Genomic DNA, 21,356 nt, shown 5'->3' with positions numbered 1-21,356 from the left:
TGGGCAACCGGGTTCACAGCCAACAATTGAACACTATACAACCCACAAAGATACCGATGAGTCGAACAATGTGACAACCATAACCAAAGATTCAACTGGCAATGTTACCAAGGTCACCAAAGTCTGGAATGACGAGAGTACAACCACGTATACCTATGATCCTAAGACGGGTGAGGGGAAGGTCACGGAACAGCAAGATGGCAAGGCCGTTAGTGAAAAGACGATTGAACCTGGCGATTCGAACGTGACTTTACCAGACGGCAGTGATGTTGAAACGACAGTTGACGTTGGGAAGCCAGGAGAACAGCCAACGATTGAGCACTACACAACTCAGCACGATACCGACAAGTCAAATAACGTGACAACTATGACCAAAGATTCAACTGGTAACGTCACTAAGGTTACCAAAGTCTGGAATGATGGGAGTACGACCACGTATACCTATGATCCAGCGACAGGTAAAGGAAATGTGACGGAACAGAAGAATGGTGAAGAGACTGGCTATCAGGCTATTACACCTGATTCTATTAAACTAACGTTACCTGATGGTGAGGGTGCAACTAGTGTTGTAACGATTGACCCTGAAACTAAGGAACCAACGATTGAGCATTACACAACTCAACAAGATGTTGATAAGTCGGATAACGTGACAACCACGACCGAAGATTCCACTGGTAATGTCACTAAGGTTACTAAAGTCTGGCATGATGGGAGTACCACTACGTACACCTATGATCCTAAGACGGGCGAACGAAAGGTTACGGAACAAAAGGATGGCAAGACTGTTAGTGAACAGACGATTGCCCCTGGTGATTCGAACGTGACCCTGTCGGATGGTAGTGATGTTGAAACGACGGTTGATGCAGGGCAGCCAGGCGCACAGCCAACAATTGAACACTACACAACCCACAAAGATACCGATGGGTCGAATAACGTGACGACTGCAACCAAGGATTCTACTGGTGATGTTACCAAGGTTATCAAAGTCTGGAATGATGGGAGTACAACAACGTACACCTATGATCCCAAGACGGGTGAACGAACGGTCACGGAACAAAAGGATGGCAAGATCGTTAGTGAACAGACGATGAATCCTGGTGATTCGAACGTCACCTTACCAGATGGTGATGGCGGAACCATCGTTGTCAAGATTAACGAATCTGATACCTTGCCAACGATCACTCATTATCCAGCTAGTCACAATGTGGCTGTTGATGTGCCAGTTGATGAACCTACGGACGAGCCTGCGAATGAGCCTACGAATGAGCCGGAGAAGACCGTGAAGATTACCAAGCAATGGCCGGATGGTAGTAAAATTATTTATACCTATGACCCGGCGACTGCTAAGCGAATCATTCGTGAACTAAGAAATGGTTACCTTGTTGAGCAACGGACAATTGCTTCAGGTTCTCCATTTGTAGTTTTGCCCGATGGTAAAGGTGGCATTATCATTGTTCGATTTGATGAGCTTGGGATGATCACATCTTTTACGCGACAAGCTGCTGATGAAATTAGTAGTCGTCATTCACAGTCGTTAGCAATTTCTAATGCCGAGCGTGCACGTAATACAGGAACTAAACACATGCCAGTTCAGCAGGAAAGTGAATTGCCACAAACGGGGCAAAAGAATGAGGGCTTCTGGGCTCATTTAGGAGAGATATTGTTAGTGCTGTTAACTGTACCGTTTGCTTTTCGTCGTCGGCATTAAACGGGTTAAATAAGTAACACGATAGTAATGATTATTAGGCTAAGAACCGTCCCGTGTTTTTTGGTGGGGCGGTTTTGTGTCGTTAATTTTAAATTTCTTGATGTTGAGCATTGTTGTGCAAACTGACAATGTGTAAGATATCATTGAAGGGATGATTTAAATGGCGGGCCATCGTTTTGAACGGACTGATGCAGATATTCAACGGGCCTTTGTTAGAGTATTGACCGAACCTGGTTTTGAAAATTTAGGAGTCTCGGAATTGGCCCGGTTGAGTCACGTTGATCGAAGTACTTTCTATGCTCATTACGGTAGCATATCCGAACTGGCAGAACAGGTAGTCAATCAGTGGATAAAGCGTCTGCGCTCAGCAATTGAGCAAAGCTTAGAACAATCAGATAGTCGGCAAACAAACTGGTATAAGGTGTTTTTAGTGAATCTAGTTTCACAATTTAAGGGCCAAGCCACTGTACTTCAAAAGATTCGTTTGATTCCGTTGGGAGAAAAAGGGTTTGATGCGCAATGTCGTCGACTATGTGCAGAAATCTATCAAGATAGATTGGAAATCGAGACGAATAGTTTTTCGAGTTACCTATTGGTAAATTTAGCCATGGGCGATTTGGATTTTATTTTGGAAAATCGACATGTACCAGAATTTTCGGAACTTTCAGATGGAATGAAAATTCTTTCCAAGATTAGTAAGCAACTTTTTCAGTGAAGTAGATAATATGAGATGGAGTTGTAATAGCGTAATCACGTAGAAAGCAAAATCACTCGTTCATTCGTAATAACGGCGGGTGATTTTTTAATCCCGTTTTAGTTCATCAGTAAGCACCAAATAGCTGATCGTCAGCGATTGACCGCCACAACACGATATGATCACCTCATCCAACAAATTGGTGAAGTTTTTCTTATGAACAAGAAATGTATTGCTCGAATCAGAGCGCCCATGAAGCTGCGAAAACAACGTCAACTGTTCCCAACCGAGTTCAGCTTAGAGGGGACTAGAGACCAATCAGTTATCATCTAAAATAGAGCTAATGGCTATTTAATGTACTCTTAAAAGTGATGGTAAAGGTATCACAAAGTTAGAGAAAATGGGGATTTAAGTGTGACAAAAAAATGGCCTATTTGTTGACATCAAACCTAGTTAATTTCTGACCTGGCGAGCTGACACGTAAGGATATAAAAGTTTTCCATTTAGCTGAGCAATTATGACATATTGTGTCATCGGCGTTTTGTATAATCAAGTCTGTGAAAGAACAGTTCGGTAATATTACGGAACTGTACAACGCGTACAAAGGAGATTGGTATTATGTTGGGAACGAAGTGCAAAGCAAAGGGATTAGTAAAGTTTGTCACTTTGCTGGGGATTGGTGTCAGCTTAATGGGTGCCGGTAGTGTAACAGCAAATGCGTCTAGCAAGAATTATTGTGCTCACTTTGACTCACGCCGTATCACCTACCACATTGATTCAACATCAAAACATTATCGTGGTATTTGGAAATCGGCAGTTAAAGCTTGGAATAAAGAGCAAAAAGTTATTAAACTAAAGAGTACAAAAAGTAAAAAGAATGCGGACATAAGAATGACGACCGTGTCAAAAAATAGTAATAAAGTCGATTATACTCGTTACTGGACAATGGGGGACTCGATCATGAATTCATCAGTTCGCTTGAATCGACATGCTTTAGATGCGTATGAATTTGATAATAGTACGCGAGTACAATATGCAATTTCTGAAATTGGATTTGGGTTGGGCCTGGAATGGCTCGGGGATACTTCAAAATCAAGTGTTATGAACCAATCTCAAGATAACTTTCACATTACGTCATTCGACCGTGCCAATTTAAAGGCAGCCTACAAGGGTGTCAAGTAGTCAATGTCCTAAAAATCATCAGTTTATAATTCCTTTTCCTGAATTTTAACACCTGACGCCTCATAGTAGAGGACGTGCAGCTTAAAGCTAGTTAAGAATGCAGGTATCACGTGTGCCATAGGATTATCGCTGAGACTGACGATAGTTTCTGGTGCAGCACATCATTTTATACGGATCTAAGCTTGGCGTATATCTATCATAGGTAATGCGTAGTGCTAGTAACGTAATTTTTTTAAAATTAAGTAGCGAATTTCAAATTGATAAGCAAAAAGTTTGTAATTTGAAGTTTCCGTTGCGAAAGAGCATATGTTGTAGTACACAAGTGCTAATAGTGGATCAAAATTATAGGGAATGACAGTTAAGAAAGACCCTCCCAAGTTGTGAAATCAAATGACCGCCATTTTGGTAGGTTGAAGTGATACCCTCGAATTGGAGAGGGTCCACTTCAGGGAAAAGTATTGGTTTTATCAAGAATAGAGAAGCATGTTCATCATACATACAAGGAGATTGTTACGATGCTGAAAATGAACCGCAAATTAAAAGGATTGTTAAAGTTTGTTACTTTACTAGGCATTGGCATTAGCCTGCTGGGTGCCGGTGGCATCACTGCAAATGCGTCGAAAAAAGCATATTGGGGGCATTTCGATTCAAAACGTATCACTTATCATATTGATTCCACATCTAAGCATTATCGGGGAATTTGGAAGTCAGCAATCAAGAATTGGAATAGTCAACATGTTGTCAAGTTAATAAACACGAACAAAAAGAGTAATGCAGATATTCGATTAACATCTATCGCAGGAACCCTAAAAAGTCAGAGATATTCTGGTGTTAACGATAATACGGGTAATGTAATCATCCATTCAAGTATGAAATTACATCGAGTATTTATGGATGATGGATATTACAAATATTCGACATCAGATCGAATTAGTGTAGCATCCCAAGCGTTGGGCTACAGTTTGGGGTTAAAACTGAATAAGTCAGCTAAGAGTGTTATGAATTCTTACCAATTTAGAAATCATATTACTCCGTCCGACCGCGCCAATTTAAAGGCAGCCTACAAGGGTGTCAAATAGTCAATATTCTAAAAAGGGGATTATCTAAATTGATAGACAATTCCTTTTCTTGAACTTTGCCACCTAACGCCTCATAATAATGAGTATGTAGCTTAAGGCAAGGTGGGACGAAAGGTATGCAAAGTAATCAGCGGATCGCTGAAGTGTTGACGCGATTAATGACGGGAGAAACTCTACAGCAAGTGGTGTTGGAACAACACTATGGCATCAGTCATCGCACCTGTCAGCGTGACTTGGCCTACATTCGCCGCGCACTGGCAGACTATGCGGCTGGTCGCCTCGTGGAAGATGAGGGTGCTTATCACCTTTCTCGTCAAAGTGACCAAGACGAGTTAGACATGGTCTTAACCGCAAGCAATATCCTGTTGGGCTCGCGGGCACTCAGCCGACCGGAGTTGACGGCAACGCTGAACTACCTAAGCAGCGGCTTGTCGCCGACCATGCAGCGCATTGTTCGCCAGCAGTTGACGGTTCCCCGGGGGAGCTATACGCCGGTGTCCAATGCCCAGCCATTACTGTTGCGATTGCGTGAGGTGGCGGCCTGTATTAGTCGTTCACAGAAGATGGTCTTTGTTTACCAAAGCAGTGAACCTGGAGCCCCACGGTCACAGATTCACCACGCGCAGCCCGTCACCTTATTCTTTGAGACCTATTACTTCTACGTTGCCATGTTGAGCGTGGAACACGGTGGTTACTGGTTATACCGATTGGATCGGATGACGGACATCTTGGAAAAACACCCCGGAGAAAAGCTAGATTATGCAACGCGTTTCTCCCTGCAGGAGCACCGGCACTATACTTATCTCCTGGATTCGGGCTCACTGACCCAGATTCGCTTCATCTATCGTAACAATATTCAGACGGTTTTGGATCACTTTCCGGACTCGCGAATCGTCAAACAAAATGCGGACGGTAGCTACGTTGTTGAGGCTTACGTCAAGGTTGATGGGGCGATGCTGTGGCTATTGAGTCAGGGCACCGGCTTAAAAGTCTTGTCCCCGGTGTCGTTGGTCAATCGGATGCGGGATACGCTGACGGCGGCCCGCAATCAGTACGAAGAGTAACTAAATGTAAGTATTGGAGGTCGGCCTATGGCGGTCGACCTTTTTTGATATCGAAAATTTGCTGACCGACAAAATCAGTCGACCCCGTTAGCGGAATCGACTGCGTGTAGGGACATCCGAGGCTTTAGTGAACAGCATTACTGAGTAATCTGCTTAACTCGTGGTTGGAGTTGTCGCATCGCCTTTTCGGGTGTGGTCTGTAGCGCGCTGAGCTGGTTGACCGCCTGATTCAAGGCGTTCAGGTACTGACTGTAGCCGTAGAACGTTTGATCCTGATGTCCGAAGGCTAGGGATTGTGCAACGGCTTGGGCCGCTGGGGTATGCTTCAGATAATCTTGGTAGTCAGCGCTCCTTAATGCGGCGATGGTTAGCGGCAGATAGCCAGTTGCGCGAGCCCACTGCAACGTTTGTTTCTTCTGCAGCAGGTAGGTCATAAAGGCTGCGGCCCCGCGCCGTTGTTGGGTTGAAGCCGATTTGAAGAGAACTAGGTCATTTCCTTGAATGATTGTGGCTCGTCGTCCCCGATAACGTGGGAGTGGCGCCGTGCTCCAGTGCATCCCCTTGGGGGTACTGGCCTGCATGATGCCCATGGCGGCTGACGACCCGGCGAAGAACAGGGTTTTCCCCTTCAGAAATTGAACATTGCCGAAGCCATCGGTGCCCGCCGTCCTGGCCGTCTTGTCCTTGAGCATGTCCCAGATGGCATGGGTCGCTGCTAGGGTCCGTGTATTGGTCAGCTGAGGCTGTTTCTGAATTAAGGGGGTCTTGGCGGCAAAGGACAGTGCGCTGAGTTCGGCCGTAAAACTTTGATCTAAGGCCAGACCGGTGATGCCCTGAGCCTTGACTTGAGTGCTAGCCTGTTGGAGGGCTGACCAAGTTTGGGGAACGGCGAGGTGATTTTGTTGGAGCAGGTCGCGATTGTAGTATAAAACACGGACAGATTTCGAGAAAGGCAGCGCATAAGTCTTGGCCTGATAGCGGCTGGATGCTCGGAGTGTGGGGGAGATCTGACGGAGCGTTTGTTTCTGGAGGTAACCGTCCAGCGGGACAATAAAGTCGCCGTGAACGTAGTCGGGGACGTTGGTGTAGGTTGTTTGCGCCAGGGTAGGCAGGGTGTGAGACTTGGCGGCCGCGGTAATCTTTTGCTGGACGGTGGCAAAGTTTCCCTGTGCGTGGGGGACCACCTTGTAGGTCGATTGGGTGTGGTTGAAGTGACGAATTAGCGTATTAAGTTCCTGTTGGTTAGTTCCCGTCATCCCGTGCCAGAAGGTAATCGTGACTCGCTTTTGGGCCGTGGCCTTGGTGGCTTGACGGTGACCGCAGGCACTCAGTGGGACAAGTAGGGCAAGGGCACTCAGGGTGAGCAGGAGCCGGTGCGTTTTTTTCATTAAGAATCAGCCTTTCGAATGGGAAGATAAAATATTTGAAACCAGGTATTTTTGGAGAGCGAGATACAGCAAGATCAGTGGGAAAATGACGCAGACCGTGGCGGCCATGAGGAGCGGATAGTTCGTGCCTTGTTCGGTGGTAAAGGCCATCAGGCCCACGGGTAATGTGCGTCGGGCGTCGTCATTGGTGACGATCAGGGGCCACATGAAGGCGTTCCAGGAGCCGATGACTTGAAGCAGCGTGACGGCCGTAATGACGGGCCAATTGGTCGGTACCAGAATGTGCCAGAGATATTGCCAGTCACTGGCCCCATCGAGGCGCGCGGCGTAATAGAGCGTCTTTGGCTGTGACAGAAAGGCTTGATGTAAGGTGATAACCATGAGCACGCTAGCAAGCCACGGCACAATCAGCGCGGCGTAGGTGTTGATCCAGTGGAGCTGGGCCAGGGTGATGAAGTTGGGAATGATCAGCAGTTCACCCGGAATCAGCATCAAGATGAGTAGAAGACCGAACAGAAGACGGCGGCCATAGAAGCGGAGATGTGTCAGGGCAAATGCGGCCAGAATACTGGTCAGGAGTTGACCTAACGTGGTGGTCAGCGTCACCAGCAGGGAGTTCAAACAATACTGCGCAAAGGGCGCCGCTCGCCAGATGTTTAGGTAGTTAACCCAATTAAGGGAGCGGGGAAACCATGAGGTGGGGATGCTCAGCGTCGTGGCAGCGGGTTGGAGGCTGGTTAGGATCATCCAGACGAAAGGCATCAGGGTCAGTACGGCACCGATGGTCAGTACGAGGCCCCAGAATAGGGTTAACCAAGGATGACGGTTCATAGGCGGCCTCCCATCTGGCGGCGCCGATGGCGGAAGTAGCCGTAGGTCAGTAGGGTTACCCCACCAATCAGGAGAAAGAAAATCACGCCACTGGCCGCCGCAACGGCATACTGGTTCTCAACGTAGAACTTTTGGTACAGGTAATACAGCAAGGTCAGATCGGCATTTCCCGGCCCGGCCGATCCGTGAAATAGCGCGTAGACCTGGTCAAAGACCTTGAAGTTGGTGAGGGCCGTGTTGACGATAATTAAAATGGTCATGGGCAGAAGTAACGGCCATGTCACGTTAGTAAAACGTTGCCAAGCGTTAGCCCCGTCAAGCCGCGCGGCAGCCGTATAACGTTGGTCGATGTGGTTGAGGCTAGCTAAAAAGAGAAGGATGTTAAAGCCCAATCCCTGCCACACGCAGACCACCATCAGCGCTGCCAAGGCATAGTGGGGGTCATTGAGCCAATCGATGGCCGAATAGCCGAACCAACCGAGAATCCGATTCAACAAGCCACCGTCCAGTCGGAAGATCCAGTTCCACACGAGCCCAACCGCAATGGTCGAGGTCACGAAGGGTAAAAAGTAGATTGTTCGAAAGAAACGGGCTAAGTGGTGAATACGGTTCAGACCATAGGCAATGAGCAGTGATAAGGCCACCGTCAGTGGCGTGGCGACTAGCGCAAGTAAAAGCGTGTTGCGGCAGGCTAAGTGGAAGAGCGGATCGTGCCAGAGATAGGCAAAGTTGTTCCAGCCGATGGCGCCAACGTGATCGGTAAAGTAATTGTATTTGGTATAGACGCTCATGAGAAAAGCGTTTAGTAGCGGCCAAATGGTGAAGACCGCGGTAATCAGCAATAGCGGCGCTAAGTAGAGGAGTGTTTTTAACGTGCTTTTCCAGGTAGGTTTGGCGTTAAGCATGGGCATCACCCGCCCAAATGCAGCGGCCATCCGCGGCGAACAGTAGGCAGCCGGTCGGATCAAGTCCAATTGAAACGGCTGTTTGCAATGTGGCAGGCAGCGCCGTGCTCACGAGGCGCAGCGTTGCCGTATGTAAGGTGGTTTGATGATCACGACCCAGTTGGATCTGGCGGCTAATGGTGCCGGCGACGGTATGAGGGTCGGTTGGCGTCTCGAGGTGCAGGGCTTCACTGCGAATGCCTACCGTGGTCGCCTGCTGGTAATATTCAAGGGGCAGTACCTGTCGCCAAGCGGTCGGTAAGGCCGTCACGGCACAGGTGTTGAGCTGCGGTCGGCCGATGGACTGGGCCACGGTGAGATTGTGAGGATGGCGGTATAGCGCAGTTCCCGTGCCCACCTGTTGTAAACGACCGTCGGCAAGAATCATGATCTGATCGGCGATCTGCAGGGCATCGTCTTGATCGTGGGTGACGAGCACCGTGGTGACCCCGGTGGCGCGTTGAATCCGGTGAATGCCTTCCCGTAGATCTTCGCGCAGGGTTGTATCCAGGCTCGATAGGGGCTCATCCAGTAAGAGTAGATCGGGTCGTTTAGCCAGGGCCCGCGCAATGGCGACGCGCTGTTGCTGGCCGCCCGAGAGCTGTCTTGGAAATTTAGCGAGCTGATCGGTCATCTGCACGAGCTGGGCCAGTTCTGCGACGCGTTGATAGCGGGCGGCCTTGCGAACGTGTGCCATCTTTAACGGAAAGGCGATATTGTCTCGGACGGTCAAGTGGGGGTACAGCGCGTAATCTTGAAAGACCATGCCGATATGCCGTTGGCGACTAGCCAGGTGGGTGACTTCGGTTTGGTCAAAGTAAATTTGTCCGGCATCGGGCGTTAAAAGCCCCGCTAATAGGTTTAAAACGGTGGACTTGCCACTTCCACTGGGACCCAGTAGTGCGGTGAGCTGGCCGTCTGGTAGTTGTGCACTAAAGTGGTTCAACGTCGCCGGTTGGTGGTCATAGGCCAGTTTGATATCGCGTAGGGTTACTTGCATAGTGGGGCCACCTCCTTTCACATGATCGTCATTGTAGTGGATAGCGAATTTAGCTGTATCCAAAAACGGATGGGCCTGTATCATTATAGCTTATCTGGAAAAGCAGTGGTATGAATAATCTTGATTGCAAACGGTTTTTCTGGGATTTAGGCATTTAAATTGGGGCGGTTGCGCGCGATTGACACCGACAACTAATACGGATTCATCGTGAATTAAATCGGCATTACCAAAAGTTGTTGACATTCATCAGTTTATCATGTATAGTTATCTATTAGAGTTTAAGAGATGCTAATAAAGAGATTCAGAGAGATTGTTTAGCAAGCCGGAGTTTCTTAGATTTGAAGATCGCGCGCCCATTCGTAGGAATGGCGGGCGATTTTTTTTAGCAACAATAATGTGGGGTGAATGCCCCAGTGATAAGTAGGCGATTCAGAAATTGCGAAAATTTCCGAATCGCTTTTTTGACGGCTATACTTATTACTAATGTTTTTTCCACCGTTTTGGTTGCAGGATTTGGCGAATTCATCGGGAAATTCGTTTTAAACGACAAGTGGTTTGTCCCCTGATTAATTTGGTTAGATACCTTCTTAAGCCAGCACAGGTGATTGGTTTTCACCGGGCAGTTCAGTATGATGAATGGATAGAGGGGGAATGTCGTATGTCAAAGACGGTTGTGCGGTTGACCATTGAGATCATTGGCGGAATGATTGTTTCGGCGGGCCTGCTGTCGCTAATCATTTCGAGCACCTATGCTTATGTTCAAGCATCCGGCGTGACCCATTACACGTTAAATTTACTGGGACTCCCGTTTTTTCGGATCAGCTACGTTGCGGGCCATTTCAGCGGGTACACCCATCCCGGGGGCATGGGCCTGACCTGGTTACTGGCGACGGTGGGCATCCTGGCCTTGGGAGAATTGCGCCACCGCATCGTGACCCATCAGTGGTTGTAGGGAGGCGCATGCACAAATGACGACACAAAAGCTCACAGGGGTGGGGATGCTGATTACGCTGGGCATTGTTTACGGCGATATCGGGACCTCGCCCCTTTACGTTATGAATGCCATTATCGATCAGGCGGGCCGCGGTGAAATGACCGCGATGACCCCGGTCATGTTAGGGAGTATCTCCCTGATTTTTTGGACCTTGATGTTGATCACCACGGTGAAATACATCTTGCTGGCGATGCGGGCCGACAACCGCCATGAAGGCGGCATCTTTGCCCTGTACGCGCTGGTTCGTAATCACGCCAAATGGCTGATCTTCCCGGCCTTGATTGGCGGCGCAGCCTTGCTGGCCGATGGGACGTTAACACCCGCCGTCACCGTGACCTCGGCGATTGAGGGATTGAAGAACCAGACGTTTGGGGCACTTCATTTTGGCGATGCCCAGAGCTGGGTCTTGCTGGTGGTCACCGGGATTCTGGTCGGGCTCTTCTTGGTTCAGCGACTGGGAACACAGCTCATTGGCTGGTCGTTTGGCCCCTTGATGTTGATTTGGTTTAGCTTCATTGGTCTAGTCGGCGCGTATAATCTGGCCGCCTACCCAGCCATTCTCCGGGCGTTATCGCCGACGTACGCCTTGGGCTTTTTATTTAGTCCAGATAATCGCCAGGGGATCTTCATCCTGGGTAGCATCTTCCTCGCCACGACCGGTGCGGAGGCGTTGTACTCGGATATGGGACAGGTGGGTAAACGCAACATCTACGGGACTTGGCCGTTTGTCTACCTGACGTTGATGTTGAGCTATCTCGGCCAGGGCGCTTGGGTGATTCGCCACGCCGGTCTACTGGGAACGGCGCATCCGGTCAATCCCTTCTACGAGATGGTGCCATTCGGTTGGCGATTATTTGCGATTGGGATTGCGACGGTCGCAGCGATCATCGCCTCACAGGCACTGATTACCGGGTCCTACACGCTGGTGCATGAAGCCATTGGGTTGAAATTACTGCCGCGGCTACGGATTAAATTTCCGGGTAACGAGAAGAGTCAGTTGTATATTTCAACGGTCAATTGGTTACTGTGTGCGGTGACCCTGAGTATCGTGTGGTTCTTCCAGACGTCCAGTCACATGGAGGCGGCGTATGGGCTGGCCATCACGATTACCATGCTGATGACGACACTGCTCTTGCACGCGTTTCTTCGGCAACGGGGGCATCGGATCTTGGCGCAGGTCTTTGTGGTCGCGTTTGGCCTACTGGAAGGCTTATTTCTGATCGCAAGTCTGGCGAAATTCGTGCACGGTGGGTATGTCACGCTGTGCTTGACGCTGGTCATTCTGACGGTTATGGTCTTTTGGTACTACGGTAACCGGCGGCGCAGCGCCCACGTGGTCGATTCGGAATACGTGTCGTTACTGGACTTTTTGCCGCAATTAACGGCGTTGAGTCAAGACGATCAGGTGCCATCCTTTGCGGCCAATCTGGTCTACGTGGGGCACGTCACGGCGGACTATAGTGTTAAGCGGGCCGTCGTCTATTCCATTCTGGACCAACAGCCGAAGCGGGCAGCGGTCTATTGGTTTGTGACCATCAATGAGGCGGATACGCCCTATGAGTGTAGCTATACCGTGGAAACGCTGGGAACACACAACGTTATGGATGTTCAGCTCTATTTGGGCTTTAAGAAGTCGCAGCGCGTCAACGTCTACCTGCGCCAAATTGTCAACGACCTCCTGGCAACGGGGGTCTTGGCCGATCAAACACCCCGGTATTCGAGTGTGCCGGGACGCCGGGTGGGCAACTTTAAATTTGTCATGCTCAATCAGCAGTTTCAGGATCTGGGGGCCGATGATGACTTGCCTGCCTTGGATCGCCTACTGATTGGCGGACGCTTGCTCCTTCAGCGGGTCAGCCTGTCGCCACAACGGTGGTACGGTCTGGAATTCAGCGACGTGGTCGAGGAACGGGTCCCCTTGTTTATTGGGCACGCGCCGGATCGGACGTTGCGACGGCGTTAAAAAAGCGTAAAAAAATTTCCAGACCCAATATTGCGGGTCTGGAAATTTTTTGAAATCAGATTAATCTTCGTCCTTAACCGGCGTATCTTCCTTAGCCGAACGCTTCTCAGCGTTGCGGTAGAAGATCCAAGCGACTGCCCCGAAGAAGATGGGGCCGATGATCGTCCAGAAGGCGGTCTTGTAATCGGCATCCAAGATTGGTTGGAGACAAGTGAAGACGATCCCAGCAATCAAGACCAGTAGGACAATGCCCACGATGATGTTGGTGAAGACCTTGTTCTTGTAGACGACGAATGGTCGCTCCAGGTCGGTCCGCTTCTTGAAGAATGGGAAGGCCCCAATCAAGAAGAGGTACGGTGCCGATGTGGAAACGTTGGCCATGTTGGTCAAAATTTGATAGAACTCCTTGGCTGCGGAACCCCCGAAGGACACGAAGAAGATAAAGACCGCAACGACCGTGGCCTGAATCCACATGGAGTAGGCGGGCACACCGGCTTTGTTGAGGCGCGTCATCTTCTTGGGCCACAACTTTGGTGAAGATCCCATGATGAAGGATTTCAGTGGGGAGTAGACCAGAACGAAGAAGGAGCCTAGGTAAGCCATGAACATACTCAACCCGGTCAGCCGAGCGAGCACATCCCCAATCATCACGGACGTACCGTGGGAGAAGTTCATGGCGTGACCCATAACCAGCCCAAGATTATTCATTAAGACATAGGTGATATTGCCAAGGTTAACCGAGTTACTGCCGAGGACCTCATGCCAGTTGGCACTGATCCCCCACAAGAAGATGGACAGAGAGTAGGCGATGGTGATGGTAATCGTGGAAATGATCAGGCCCTTAGGGAAGGTCTTTTCCGGCTTATCCATACTATCGGTGATGCCCCCCATGGATTCCATCCCGGCGTAGGCAAAGACGGCGTAGATCACGAATGACAGTAGCGCCATTGGTGACTGGAATTGTGGGTTCGGTGACGCGATGAAGCTGTGCAGGCCGTTGACCGGTTCTGCGAGCTGTCCCTTATTTAAGATCCAGATTAGGATGCTGGCGATGAAGAACAGTATGGTTAGGCCCATCACGAAGATTCCGCCCAATGAAGAAATCTTGGCAATGGAACTCACACCACGGGTCGCAAAGAAGGTGACGGCAAGAATCCATACGATCCCGAGAATCCCAATCGTTTGCGTGGAACTCAGACCCAAGATACCCCAGGTCTGAGTTTGATCGCTCCCGGAGATTAAGGTCGACAGCGGAATCCACACCTTGGTGGACGTGGACAGCATCCAGATGATCCATGAGGACAACCAGATGAAGGTCCCGATGAAGGCCAGCTTTTCGCCGATGGATTCGGCTAACCAGGAGTAGATACCCCCCTTGGCTTCCTTAAAGGTGGAGCCGTATTCCGCCAGCATCAACGCGCTGGGCAGAAAGAAGAATAAAGCGGCAAGGACGTACCAGATGATACTGGCATAGCCCATTTGGTCGTAGGCCACGGTTCCGTTCGCAAAACCATAGATGGCCGAAAAAATCATTAAGATCAGGCTAAAAAGCCCAATCTTTTTTTGCTTTTCCATTAGATTAATATCTCCCATATTTCGTGCAGACTAGTCGAGGCCAGTTGCAGCTTGTTTATAAATTAAGATCTTGGTGATAGTTGAGCGGTCCCAAATCGGTGGCTTGCGTGATCAGGGTGGCCGCGAGCTCACGGTAGCGCCGAATTCCCAATGCGGCGTTTGCGCTGGCTTGTTGCGTTAAGTAATGACTGAGTTCGGGGCCACTGAGTTGTTGCCCCACGGCATCGGTGTGTTTGACGGACTGTTTAAACGCAATCCGCAGTTCCTTTTGAACCGCACTCACCGTTGGCCAGGCCTCGTGGTAGTGCGCATCGAGTAGGACGCTGACTAACTTGTAGACCCAGTAGGCCGACTTAGAATCATAAGTGGCTTGGCCTAAATGGTAAGCGGTCGGGGTACTGTCGATGCCCGCGTAGAACGGCACGTAGACGCTCTGCGCCCCAACGCCCATGGCCAGCCACTGAATACCCGCCAAGGCGGGATCCATGTCGGGCCGCAGCTGTAAGACGTGTGATTCCTGCGTCTTGGCTAGGCTGACCGGTCGGAACCGTTTGCGTTGCTCGTCCGTGCCGGCGCCGACGGGATCGTAAGGCGTTTCCTCGAAGTGACTGCTGAGATAACCCTGCGCATCGTCCACGCTCAGTAAGTGATCGGCGTATTGAATGAACGGTAAGTCAAAGGATTGCGGGTCTTGCGCAATCTCTGGGTTAAACCGGCGTTGGCCGTACCAAACGCGCGGCGTATTGTAGTACAGATCGGATTGATCCTGGGTGCCAAAGATGTCACGCCAACTGAAGCGATGACGCGATGGGTTCAGGTGATTGTCGACAACGAATTCACGGAGGTGCCGAGCAAACATAAAGTTTTCGCTATCCTTGAAGTCAATGTCCTGAATGGCCATTTGATTAGCCACAACGGCGTAACCGTTGGCCGGGATTCGCTGGGCGACCCAGTAGTGGCCGGCCCCCGTTTCCAGGTACCAGGTTTCCTGCTGATCGGCGAATAAGATCCCATTAGATTCACTGGTACCGTAGTGCTCGATGATTTGGCCGAGGCGAGCGACCCCTTCTCTAGCGGTCTTGATGTAGGGGAGGACCACGGTAACCATGGCTTCCTCACCAATCCCGTCCTTAACCAAGGGATCGGCACCCAGGACCCGTTCGTTAGAGTAGGTACTTTCGGTGGCACTCATCGCCACACCAAAGGCATTGATGCCGTCTTCCTCAAACAAACCATATTTGTCGGTCCATTCGGGGGTGGCGGTATACTTGGCGGCCGTTAACGGCAGGGGCATGGTGAAACCATTGTCCGTGCTAACGAACTGCTGGGGTGTCGTTGCGGTGCGTGCGGGATGAACGACGAAATGCTTGGGCCAGGCGGCCTTGGCGTCTTCGTTTCGGCCGATGATGACCGATCCGTCCGTTGTGGCTTTAGGGCCAATTAAAATACTGGTACAAGCGGAATAATTCATGGGAGCACTCCTTTCTGGCTATTGAATAAAATTCTCGTTACTTATTCTATCATTTTTGGGGAACGAGGGGGTTGATTTCGGTGATTTTTTTAATTAATTTACATGATTTTCTCATCACAATAAATATTTATACAATTTTATGATTAGGATTGCTACGGGGATTCGAACCGTTTAGGGCCTAAAAAGCTGTCAGACTGGTCGTTATTGGACTGGCTAAGTCACGGGAGTTGTGGTTAAATAGTGAAAACGACTGACGACGGAAAGGTGTGGATAGCGGCATGATGGGTGAAAATAATCGGCGTGAGGTGGGGAAACACCTCTTAATTCTAGTGGGATCGGCCATGATTACGGCAATTGCATTAAACGAATTCTTGGTTCCCGGTAAGATTTTCAGTGCGGGGATCAATGGGATTTCTCAGATTATCGCGACCTTATTGGCGGCGGGTGGCATTCACCTGAGCACCGGGTGGTTTATCCTCCTCTTTAACATTCCCATCGGCCTGCTGGGCTGGTTTAAGGTGGGACGGAGTTTTACCATTTATTCAATTATGGTGGCGATTCTGACCTCGATTCTGGCCATTGTGGTACCGGTCAACAATATCTCAAATAATTCGTTGCTAGCGGCGCTGTTTGGCGGAATCTTAACCGGTGTGGGCGTGGCCTATCCACTAAAGAATGGGTTTTCAACCGGGGGGATGGATATCATCGCCGTGGTGTTGGAGAAGACGACGGGCCGCACGATCGGGACACTGATGATGATGATTAACTTTAGTATCGTGATCGTGGCGGGCTTTCTGTTCGGTTGGGAGAGTGCGTTATACACGATCATTTCTATTTATGCAATGTCACGGGTGGTCGATAGCATTCACACCCGGCACCAGAAACTCACGGCCTTCATTGTGACGGCGCAACAGGATGTGGTGATTGCCGAGCTAAATAAGACGCTTATTCGGGGAATCACGGTGATCCCATCGTTCGGGGCTTACACCCGGCAGTCGAGTACGGTTCTGATGACCGTTATTTCGCGGTATGAACTTTATGCATTGGAACGGGCGGTCAAGGAGGTCGATCCCAGCGCCTTCGTCAACTTGGTGAACACAGTCGATATCGAGGGGAATTTCTACAATGAGACGGAACAGTTGAAGTTGCGCGAGGAGACCGGGAAAAAGTAGACAGGTAATTGCCAACGTTAAGGCTTATCGGTATAATAGCCATATCTATAAAGAGAAGGGAACGAAAAATATGCCAATTGTTAACATTGATTTGATTGCCGGTCGTTCACAAGACCAGCTCAAGGCCTTGGTCCAAGACGTCACGACGGCGGTAACCAAGAACACCGGTGCCCCAGCCGAACACGTCCACGTGATTCTCCGTGAAATGCAGCCTAACCGTTACGGCGTGGCCGGTGTTTTGAAGAGCGACGAAAAGTAATCAGAATTTCCGAAATCTTATAAACCGCCACCAACCCTGATACGTTCGCCTTGGTGGCGGTTTCATTTGCAAAAACATTTGGCGCGGCGGGCACTTTTCGGTATACTAGAAACAAGTGTGACATCACGGTGGATTTAGGCCGTTGCTAACAACGAATGAATGGAGAGTCTAAGACAATGAATGATCAACAATACATGATGGCAATTGACGAGGGGACGACAAGCACCCGAGCTATTTTATTCGACCGGCACGGCCAAATTGCGGGACAGGCACAACGGGAATTTCACCAATACTTTCCCCAGCCAGGTTGGGTCGAACACGACGCCAACGAAATCTGGAATGCGGTGCAATCCGTCATTTCCGACGCCCTGATCGATTCCGACGTCCAACCCTATAAGGTCCGGGGGATCGGGATCACCAATCAGCGGGAAACCACGATTGTCTGGGACAAGAAGACCGGCGAACCCATCTATCACGCGGTGGTGTGGCAGTCTAAGCAGACCAGTGATCTGGCCGATCAACTGAAGGCCGATGGTTACACCGAGGCGATTCATGATAAGACCGGGTTGGTCATTGACTCCTACTTCTCCGCAACCAAGATTCGTTGGATCTTAGACCACGTTGAAGGGGCCCAGGAACGCGCTGAACGCGGCGAACTGTTATTTGGGACCATTGATACCTGGATTCTCTGGAAGCTCACAGGTGGCCGGGTCCACGCGACCGACTACACCAACGCCAGTCGGACCATGCTCTACAATATTCATGACCTTAAGTGGGACGACGATATCCTGAACTGGATGAATATTCCAGCCGCGATGTTGCCTGAGGTTCGTTCGTCCTCCGAAATTTACGGTTACACGGCCGGATACACCTTCTCTGGGGTTCAGGTGCCGATTGCCGGGATTGCTGGGGACCAACAGGCGGCCTTGTTTGGGCAAACAGCCTTTGACAAGGGGATGGTGAAGAACACCTATGGAACCGGGGCCTTCATCGTCATGAATACCGGCGAGGAGCCGACCTTATCGCACAACGGCCTGCTGACAACGATTGCCTATGGCCTGAACGGCAAGGTGACCTACGCGCTGGAAGGGTCAATCTTCGTGGCGGGGTCCGCCGTGCAGTGGCTACGTGACGGGATGCGGTTCTTCGAGCATGCCAGTGAGTCGGAGAAGATGGCAGTTGATGCCAAGACGACCGGCAATGTCTACGTGGTGCCGGCCTTTACCGGACTGGGTGCGCCTTACTGGAATCAGGAGACGCGGGGCGCGGTCTTTGGCCTGACGCGGGGCACCACGCGTGAACAATTCGTGCGGGCCACGGTGGAAGCCATCGCTTACCAGACGCGAGATGTTGTGGACACCATGACCAACGAGACCGGGCTGGATATTCAGTCACTGAGTGTCGATGGTGGTGCGGCCAACAACAACTTCCTGATGCAGTTCCAGGCGGACATCTTGGATACACCGATCAAACGGGCGGCCATCAACGAAACGACGGCACTGGGCGCGGCTTACCTTGCGGGGCTAGCGGTCGGTTTTTGGCCGGACATGGCTGCCATTCGGAAGATGCACGCCTTGCGGGATGAATTTACACCGCAGATGGCGGCCGACAAGCGCGAAAAATGTTACAAGGGGTGGCAAGCGGCCATCAAAGCGACGCAAGCCTTTGAAGATTAAGACATTGACGACGATCATTGACCGGAATGGGTTGGTGGTCGTTTTTGTTAGGGGGATGATGCTATGGCAATTGACTATTTACCGGTGATAAATACGCATTTTACTCTGTTTGGTGGTCATTTAGAAACAGTGCCAGCTGATTGGCTGTGGCCCGCTGAGGAACATCCAGCATTTGAACTCATGTATGTTCTTAACGGGCGACAACGAACGGTCACGGAGACCGGTGAGTTGGTGCTTAAGTCTGGTGAAATGACCATCATTCCAATTGAAACGCGACATACTAATGCAGCATTAGACCACCGGCCCATGACATACTTTTGTATGCATTTTAATTTGGATGATCCGGCCCTTCGTTATCTTTTAATCCGAGAGTATGCTGGACGTATAATTAGACCACGGGATGCACTCTATGGCCAGCTACGCCAGCAGACCGAACAATTGATTGCAATGATAGGTCCAGACTATAATTTGGCAGATCAATTGGACCTGCAGGTAGGAGTCATTGATATTATCATGACACTGGTGAAAGATCTGAAAGCCGCCGGAAAATTTACACCTCAAGCGGCTGATGTCGATCAATTTATGTTGTGTCACCAGTTAGCTAGCGATCTTAAGGCCCAACTGGATTATCAAGTTTATCATGCCGCAATACCCCAACAGCCTTCAGTGACGAAGATTATAGCCGATCACAATATTTCGCAAAGCTATGCCCTGAAGCTCTTTCAAAAATATTATCAGGAGTCACCTCAGCAATATCTGATTCGATTAAAATTAGCCACGTCAAAAGAATTATTGAGCCAACCACGAGCGCGCGTTAACGTGGTTTCAGCTAAGCTGGCATATACAGCACCTAGTCACTTTACCCGGGAATTTAAAAAACATTTTGGACAAACGCCGCGGGATTATATTCAAGGGTTAAAAGAGAAACGTACGAATTAGGGATAGTTCTATACGAATTATCCTCTTTTTTATGTTAAAAATTCAGATAGAATAGTTCTTGTAAGCGCTTTATGAACCCTTGACGAAGGATTTATTGATTTTAGTTGGGCTAAAGGAAAATTTGATTGTTTTCCGTCAAAATGATTAAGGAGTGTTTTTTAATGGCTGATGTTGTCATGAATCCAACTCAAGAAAAGAAGAAAATGCCTAAGCGTTTAGCCTGGGGACTACTCATTGGTTGCGTTAGCTGGATGGGACCCTATTCAGGGATGAACGGGACCTTATTACCAGCGAAAATCGGAATGTTAGATCCTATCAATAAAGTTAAGCTGGTTGCGACGTTTGCAGCAATTGCCATGATTGTTGCGATGTTTGCCAACTTAATTGAAGGCGCTTTATCTGACAGAACCCGTTCACGGTTTGGTAAACGAAAGCCTTGGATTATTGGGGGAACCATTGGTAGTGTGCTGATGTTCTTTGTTCTATCTTGGTCGCCGACAATTCCTATCCTATTGGTTACTTGGACGTTATATCAGTTAACGCTAAACGCGATTGTTGCCCCAATGGTTGCAATTATTGCAGATGCCATTGATCCAAAGTTTCGTGGAACAGTTTCATCGTTTTATGGGATTGGCATGTCGATCGGGGCATACGGGTCAGGGGTTGTTGCTTCACAATTCTTGGGTAAGATTAATATCGGGATTTGGGTTTTTGCACTGGTTCAAGTGATTCTCACAGGGATTGCAATGTTCTTAATTAAGGAACCTTCAAGTGCTGATGAGCCCAAGATTCCACTTAAAGGCAAAGAGTTACTAGCTTCATTTGCATTTCCTTTAAAGAATGCTCGAGATTTTTATTTGGCCTTACTGGGTAAGTTTTTAATGATGGTTGGGTCTTACATGATTACAGGGTATCAATTATACATTTTGACTGACTATATGCGTCTGAATCAATCGACAACTTCCAGAATGGTCGCAATTATCTCCGTAATCTTGATGACGACCGCCATTGTTTTTGGGGCTGTTTCAGGCCCAATCGCAGATAAAATTGGCCGATTAAAGATGCCAGTTGCTTTGGCGACCTTGATGATTGCTATTGCCGGTATTTTTCCATTCTTCGACGCCGCACCGTGGACGATGCTAGTTTATGCTGTTCTATCCGGTATTGGGAATGGTGCATACTTGGCTGTAGATCAAGCGTTAAATATTGCTGTTTTGCCTAATCCCAATACGGCAGCGAAGGATTTAGGTGTCATGAACTTGTCAGCAACGCTTGGACAGATCATGGGCCCAGTTACGGCTGGTGCCGTCATTTCAATGGCAGGTTACCGGATGATTTTTCCAGTCATGGCTATCATTTGTATTATTGGCTGCGTCATGATTATGTGTATTAAAAAAGTTAAATAAGAGGAGAAGTT

At 49.3% G+C, this 21,356-nt stretch carries 18 protein-coding genes; 12 read left to right on the top strand and 6 right to left on the bottom strand.

What is annotated here, in order from left to right; genetic code table 11:
• The 5 genes from HEQ50_RS04220 to HEQ50_RS04200 all read left to right on the top strand — a co-directional run.
• Positions 1-1,708: hypothetical protein (locus tag HEQ50_RS04220; RefSeq protein ID WP_211089194.1), on the top strand; the 1,708-nt coding region annotated here is incomplete at its 5' end.
• 160 nt (positions 1,709-1,868) lie between these two features.
• Positions 1,869-2,423 carry a TetR/AcrR family transcriptional regulator gene (locus HEQ50_RS04215; protein WP_168899271.1) on the top strand — a complete coding sequence of 185 codons (555 nt, stop codon included), beginning with the start codon at positions 1,869-1,871 and terminating at the stop codon, positions 2,421-2,423.
• Between the two features lie 597 nt (positions 2,424-3,020).
• The gene (locus HEQ50_RS04210; RefSeq protein WP_168899270.1) at positions 3,021-3,584 is read left to right on the top strand and encodes a hypothetical protein; all 564 of its coding nucleotides are present in this window, start codon (positions 3,021-3,023) and stop codon (positions 3,582-3,584) included.
• 515 nt (positions 3,585-4,099) lie between these two features.
• On the top strand, positions 4,100-4,663 hold the full coding sequence (locus tag HEQ50_RS04205) for a hypothetical protein (protein WP_168899269.1): 564 nt from the start codon (positions 4,100-4,102) through the stop codon (positions 4,661-4,663).
• 116 nt (positions 4,664-4,779) lie between these two features.
• On the top strand, positions 4,780-5,727 hold the full coding sequence (locus HEQ50_RS04200) for a YafY family protein (RefSeq protein WP_232842669.1): 948 nt from the start codon (positions 4,780-4,782) through the stop codon (positions 5,725-5,727).
• Positions 5,728-5,864: 137 nt separating this feature from the next.
• Here HEQ50_RS04200 and HEQ50_RS04195 read toward each other — a convergent pair whose 3' ends face one another.
• Genes HEQ50_RS04195 through HEQ50_RS04180 form a run of 4 tightly spaced genes read right to left on the bottom strand, consistent with a single transcriptional unit; the run spans position 5,865 to position 9,890 of the window.
• Positions 5,865-7,115, bottom strand: coding sequence for an extracellular solute-binding protein (locus HEQ50_RS04195; protein WP_168899268.1), 1,251 nt, complete (start codon positions 7,113-7,115; stop codon positions 5,865-5,867).
• A 6-nt stretch (positions 7,116-7,121) separates the two neighbouring features.
• Positions 7,122-7,946: a carbohydrate ABC transporter permease gene (locus tag HEQ50_RS04190; RefSeq protein WP_168899267.1), complete on the bottom strand. Its 825-nt coding sequence runs from the start codon at positions 7,944-7,946 to the stop codon at positions 7,122-7,124.
• Positions 7,943-8,851 (bottom strand): carbohydrate ABC transporter permease, encoded by a 909-nt coding sequence (locus tag HEQ50_RS04185; RefSeq protein WP_168899266.1) that lies wholly within the window; start codon positions 8,849-8,851, stop codon positions 7,943-7,945. Before HEQ50_RS04185 ends, HEQ50_RS04190 begins: the two co-directional genes overlap by 4 nt.
• Positions 8,844-9,890: an ABC transporter ATP-binding protein gene (locus HEQ50_RS04180; protein WP_168899265.1), complete on the bottom strand. Its 1,047-nt coding sequence runs from the start codon at positions 9,888-9,890 to the stop codon at positions 8,844-8,846. Before HEQ50_RS04180 ends, HEQ50_RS04185 begins: the two co-directional genes overlap by 8 nt.
• A 658-nt stretch (positions 9,891-10,548) precedes the next feature.
• Here HEQ50_RS04180 and HEQ50_RS04175 point away from each other — a divergent pair.
• Positions 10,549-10,842, top strand: coding sequence for an LlsX family protein (locus tag HEQ50_RS04175; RefSeq protein ID WP_168899264.1), 294 nt, complete (start codon positions 10,549-10,551; stop codon positions 10,840-10,842).
• A gap of 16 nt (positions 10,843-10,858) precedes the next feature.
• Positions 10,859-12,847 (top strand): KUP/HAK/KT family potassium transporter, encoded by a 1,989-nt coding sequence (locus HEQ50_RS04170; protein WP_168899263.1) that lies wholly within the window; start codon positions 10,859-10,861, stop codon positions 12,845-12,847.
• A gap of 60 nt (positions 12,848-12,907) precedes the next feature.
• On the opposite strand, the gene yjeM is transcribed toward HEQ50_RS04170, so the two are convergent.
• The gene (gene yjeM / locus HEQ50_RS04165) at positions 12,908-14,422 is read right to left on the bottom strand and encodes a glutamate/gamma-aminobutyrate family transporter YjeM (protein WP_168899262.1); all 1,515 of its coding nucleotides are present in this window, start codon (positions 14,420-14,422) and stop codon (positions 12,908-12,910) included.
• Between the two features lie 55 nt (positions 14,423-14,477).
• Positions 14,478-15,893, bottom strand: a complete 1,416-nt coding sequence (locus HEQ50_RS04160) for a C69 family dipeptidase (protein WP_168899261.1) — start codon at positions 15,891-15,893, stop codon at positions 14,478-14,480.
• 281 nt (positions 15,894-16,174) lie between these two features.
• Here HEQ50_RS04160 and HEQ50_RS04155 point away from each other — a divergent pair, with 281 nt between their 5' ends.
• From HEQ50_RS04155 to HEQ50_RS04135, 5 genes are all read left to right on the top strand, one after another.
• Positions 16,175-17,065 carry a YitT family protein gene (locus HEQ50_RS04155; RefSeq protein ID WP_168899276.1) on the top strand — a complete coding sequence of 297 codons (891 nt, stop codon included), beginning with the start codon at positions 16,175-16,177 and terminating at the stop codon, positions 17,063-17,065.
• 43 nt (positions 17,066-17,108) lie between these two features.
• Positions 17,109-17,324: a 2-hydroxymuconate tautomerase gene (locus HEQ50_RS04150; RefSeq protein WP_334427151.1), complete on the top strand. Its 216-nt coding sequence runs from the start codon at positions 17,109-17,111 to the stop codon at positions 17,322-17,324.
• A 176-nt stretch (positions 17,325-17,500) separates the two neighbouring features.
• Positions 17,501-19,000, top strand: coding sequence for a glycerol kinase GlpK (gene glpK / locus HEQ50_RS04145; RefSeq protein WP_168899260.1), 1,500 nt, complete (start codon positions 17,501-17,503; stop codon positions 18,998-19,000).
• Positions 19,001-19,063: 63 nt separating this feature from the next.
• Complete coding sequence (locus HEQ50_RS04140) at positions 19,064-19,939, top strand: AraC family transcriptional regulator (protein ID WP_168899259.1); 876 nt, start codon at positions 19,064-19,066, stop codon at positions 19,937-19,939.
• Positions 19,940-20,100: 161 nt separating this feature from the next.
• The gene (locus HEQ50_RS04135; RefSeq protein WP_168899258.1) at positions 20,101-21,345 is read left to right on the top strand and encodes an MFS transporter; all 1,245 of its coding nucleotides are present in this window, start codon (positions 20,101-20,103) and stop codon (positions 21,343-21,345) included.
• Positions 21,346-21,356: the final 11 nt, after the last annotated feature.

Origin of the sequence: Lactobacillus sp. HBUAS51381, from assembly GCF_012641095.1 — a bacterium.
Taxonomy (GTDB): domain Bacteria; phylum Bacillota; class Bacilli; order Lactobacillales; family Lactobacillaceae; genus Levilactobacillus.
Note: the sequence above shows the minus strand (reverse complement) of the source record. Positions and strands in the feature narration are given on the sequence as shown.

What these genes read in the sequence shown, in the direction of transcription:
- HEQ50_RS04215 (WP_168899271.1), top strand. Translation starts at nt 1,869, where the DNA reads ATGGCGGGCCATCGTTTTGAACGGACTGATGCAGATATTCAACGGGCC.
- HEQ50_RS04210 (WP_168899270.1), top strand. Translation starts at nt 3,021, where the DNA reads ATGTTGGGAACGAAGTGCAAAGCAAAGGGATTAGTAAAGTTTGTCACT.
- HEQ50_RS04205 (WP_168899269.1), top strand. Translation starts at nt 4,100, where the DNA reads ATGCTGAAAATGAACCGCAAATTAAAAGGATTGTTAAAGTTTGTTACT.
- HEQ50_RS04200 (WP_232842669.1), top strand. Translation starts at nt 4,780, where the DNA reads ATGCAAAGTAATCAGCGGATCGCTGAAGTGTTGACGCGATTAATGACG.
- HEQ50_RS04195 (WP_168899268.1), bottom strand. Translation starts at nt 7,115, where the DNA reads ATGAAAAAAACGCACCGGCTCCTGCTCACCCTGAGTGCCCTTGCCCTA.
- HEQ50_RS04190 (WP_168899267.1), bottom strand. Translation starts at nt 7,946, where the DNA reads ATGAACCGTCATCCTTGGTTAACCCTATTCTGGGGCCTCGTACTGACC.
- HEQ50_RS04185 (WP_168899266.1), bottom strand. Translation starts at nt 8,851, where the DNA reads ATGCTTAACGCCAAACCTACCTGGAAAAGCACGTTAAAAACACTCCTC.
- HEQ50_RS04180 (WP_168899265.1), bottom strand. Translation starts at nt 9,890, where the DNA reads ATGCAAGTAACCCTACGCGATATCAAACTGGCCTATGACCACCAACCG.
- HEQ50_RS04175 (WP_168899264.1), top strand. Translation starts at nt 10,549, where the DNA reads ATGTCAAAGACGGTTGTGCGGTTGACCATTGAGATCATTGGCGGAATG.
- HEQ50_RS04170 (WP_168899263.1), top strand. Translation starts at nt 10,859, where the DNA reads ATGACGACACAAAAGCTCACAGGGGTGGGGATGCTGATTACGCTGGGC.
- yjeM (WP_168899262.1), bottom strand. Translation starts at nt 14,422, where the DNA reads ATGGAAAAGCAAAAAAAGATTGGGCTTTTTAGCCTGATCTTAATGATT.
- HEQ50_RS04160 (WP_168899261.1), bottom strand. Translation starts at nt 15,893, where the DNA reads ATGAATTATTCCGCTTGTACCAGTATTTTAATTGGCCCTAAAGCCACA.
- HEQ50_RS04155 (WP_168899276.1), top strand. Translation starts at nt 16,175, where the DNA reads ATGGGTGAAAATAATCGGCGTGAGGTGGGGAAACACCTCTTAATTCTA.
- glpK (WP_168899260.1), top strand. Translation starts at nt 17,501, where the DNA reads ATGAATGATCAACAATACATGATGGCAATTGACGAGGGGACGACAAGC.
- HEQ50_RS04140 (WP_168899259.1), top strand. Translation starts at nt 19,064, where the DNA reads ATGGCAATTGACTATTTACCGGTGATAAATACGCATTTTACTCTGTTT.
- HEQ50_RS04135 (WP_168899258.1), top strand. Translation starts at nt 20,101, where the DNA reads ATGGCTGATGTTGTCATGAATCCAACTCAAGAAAAGAAGAAAATGCCT.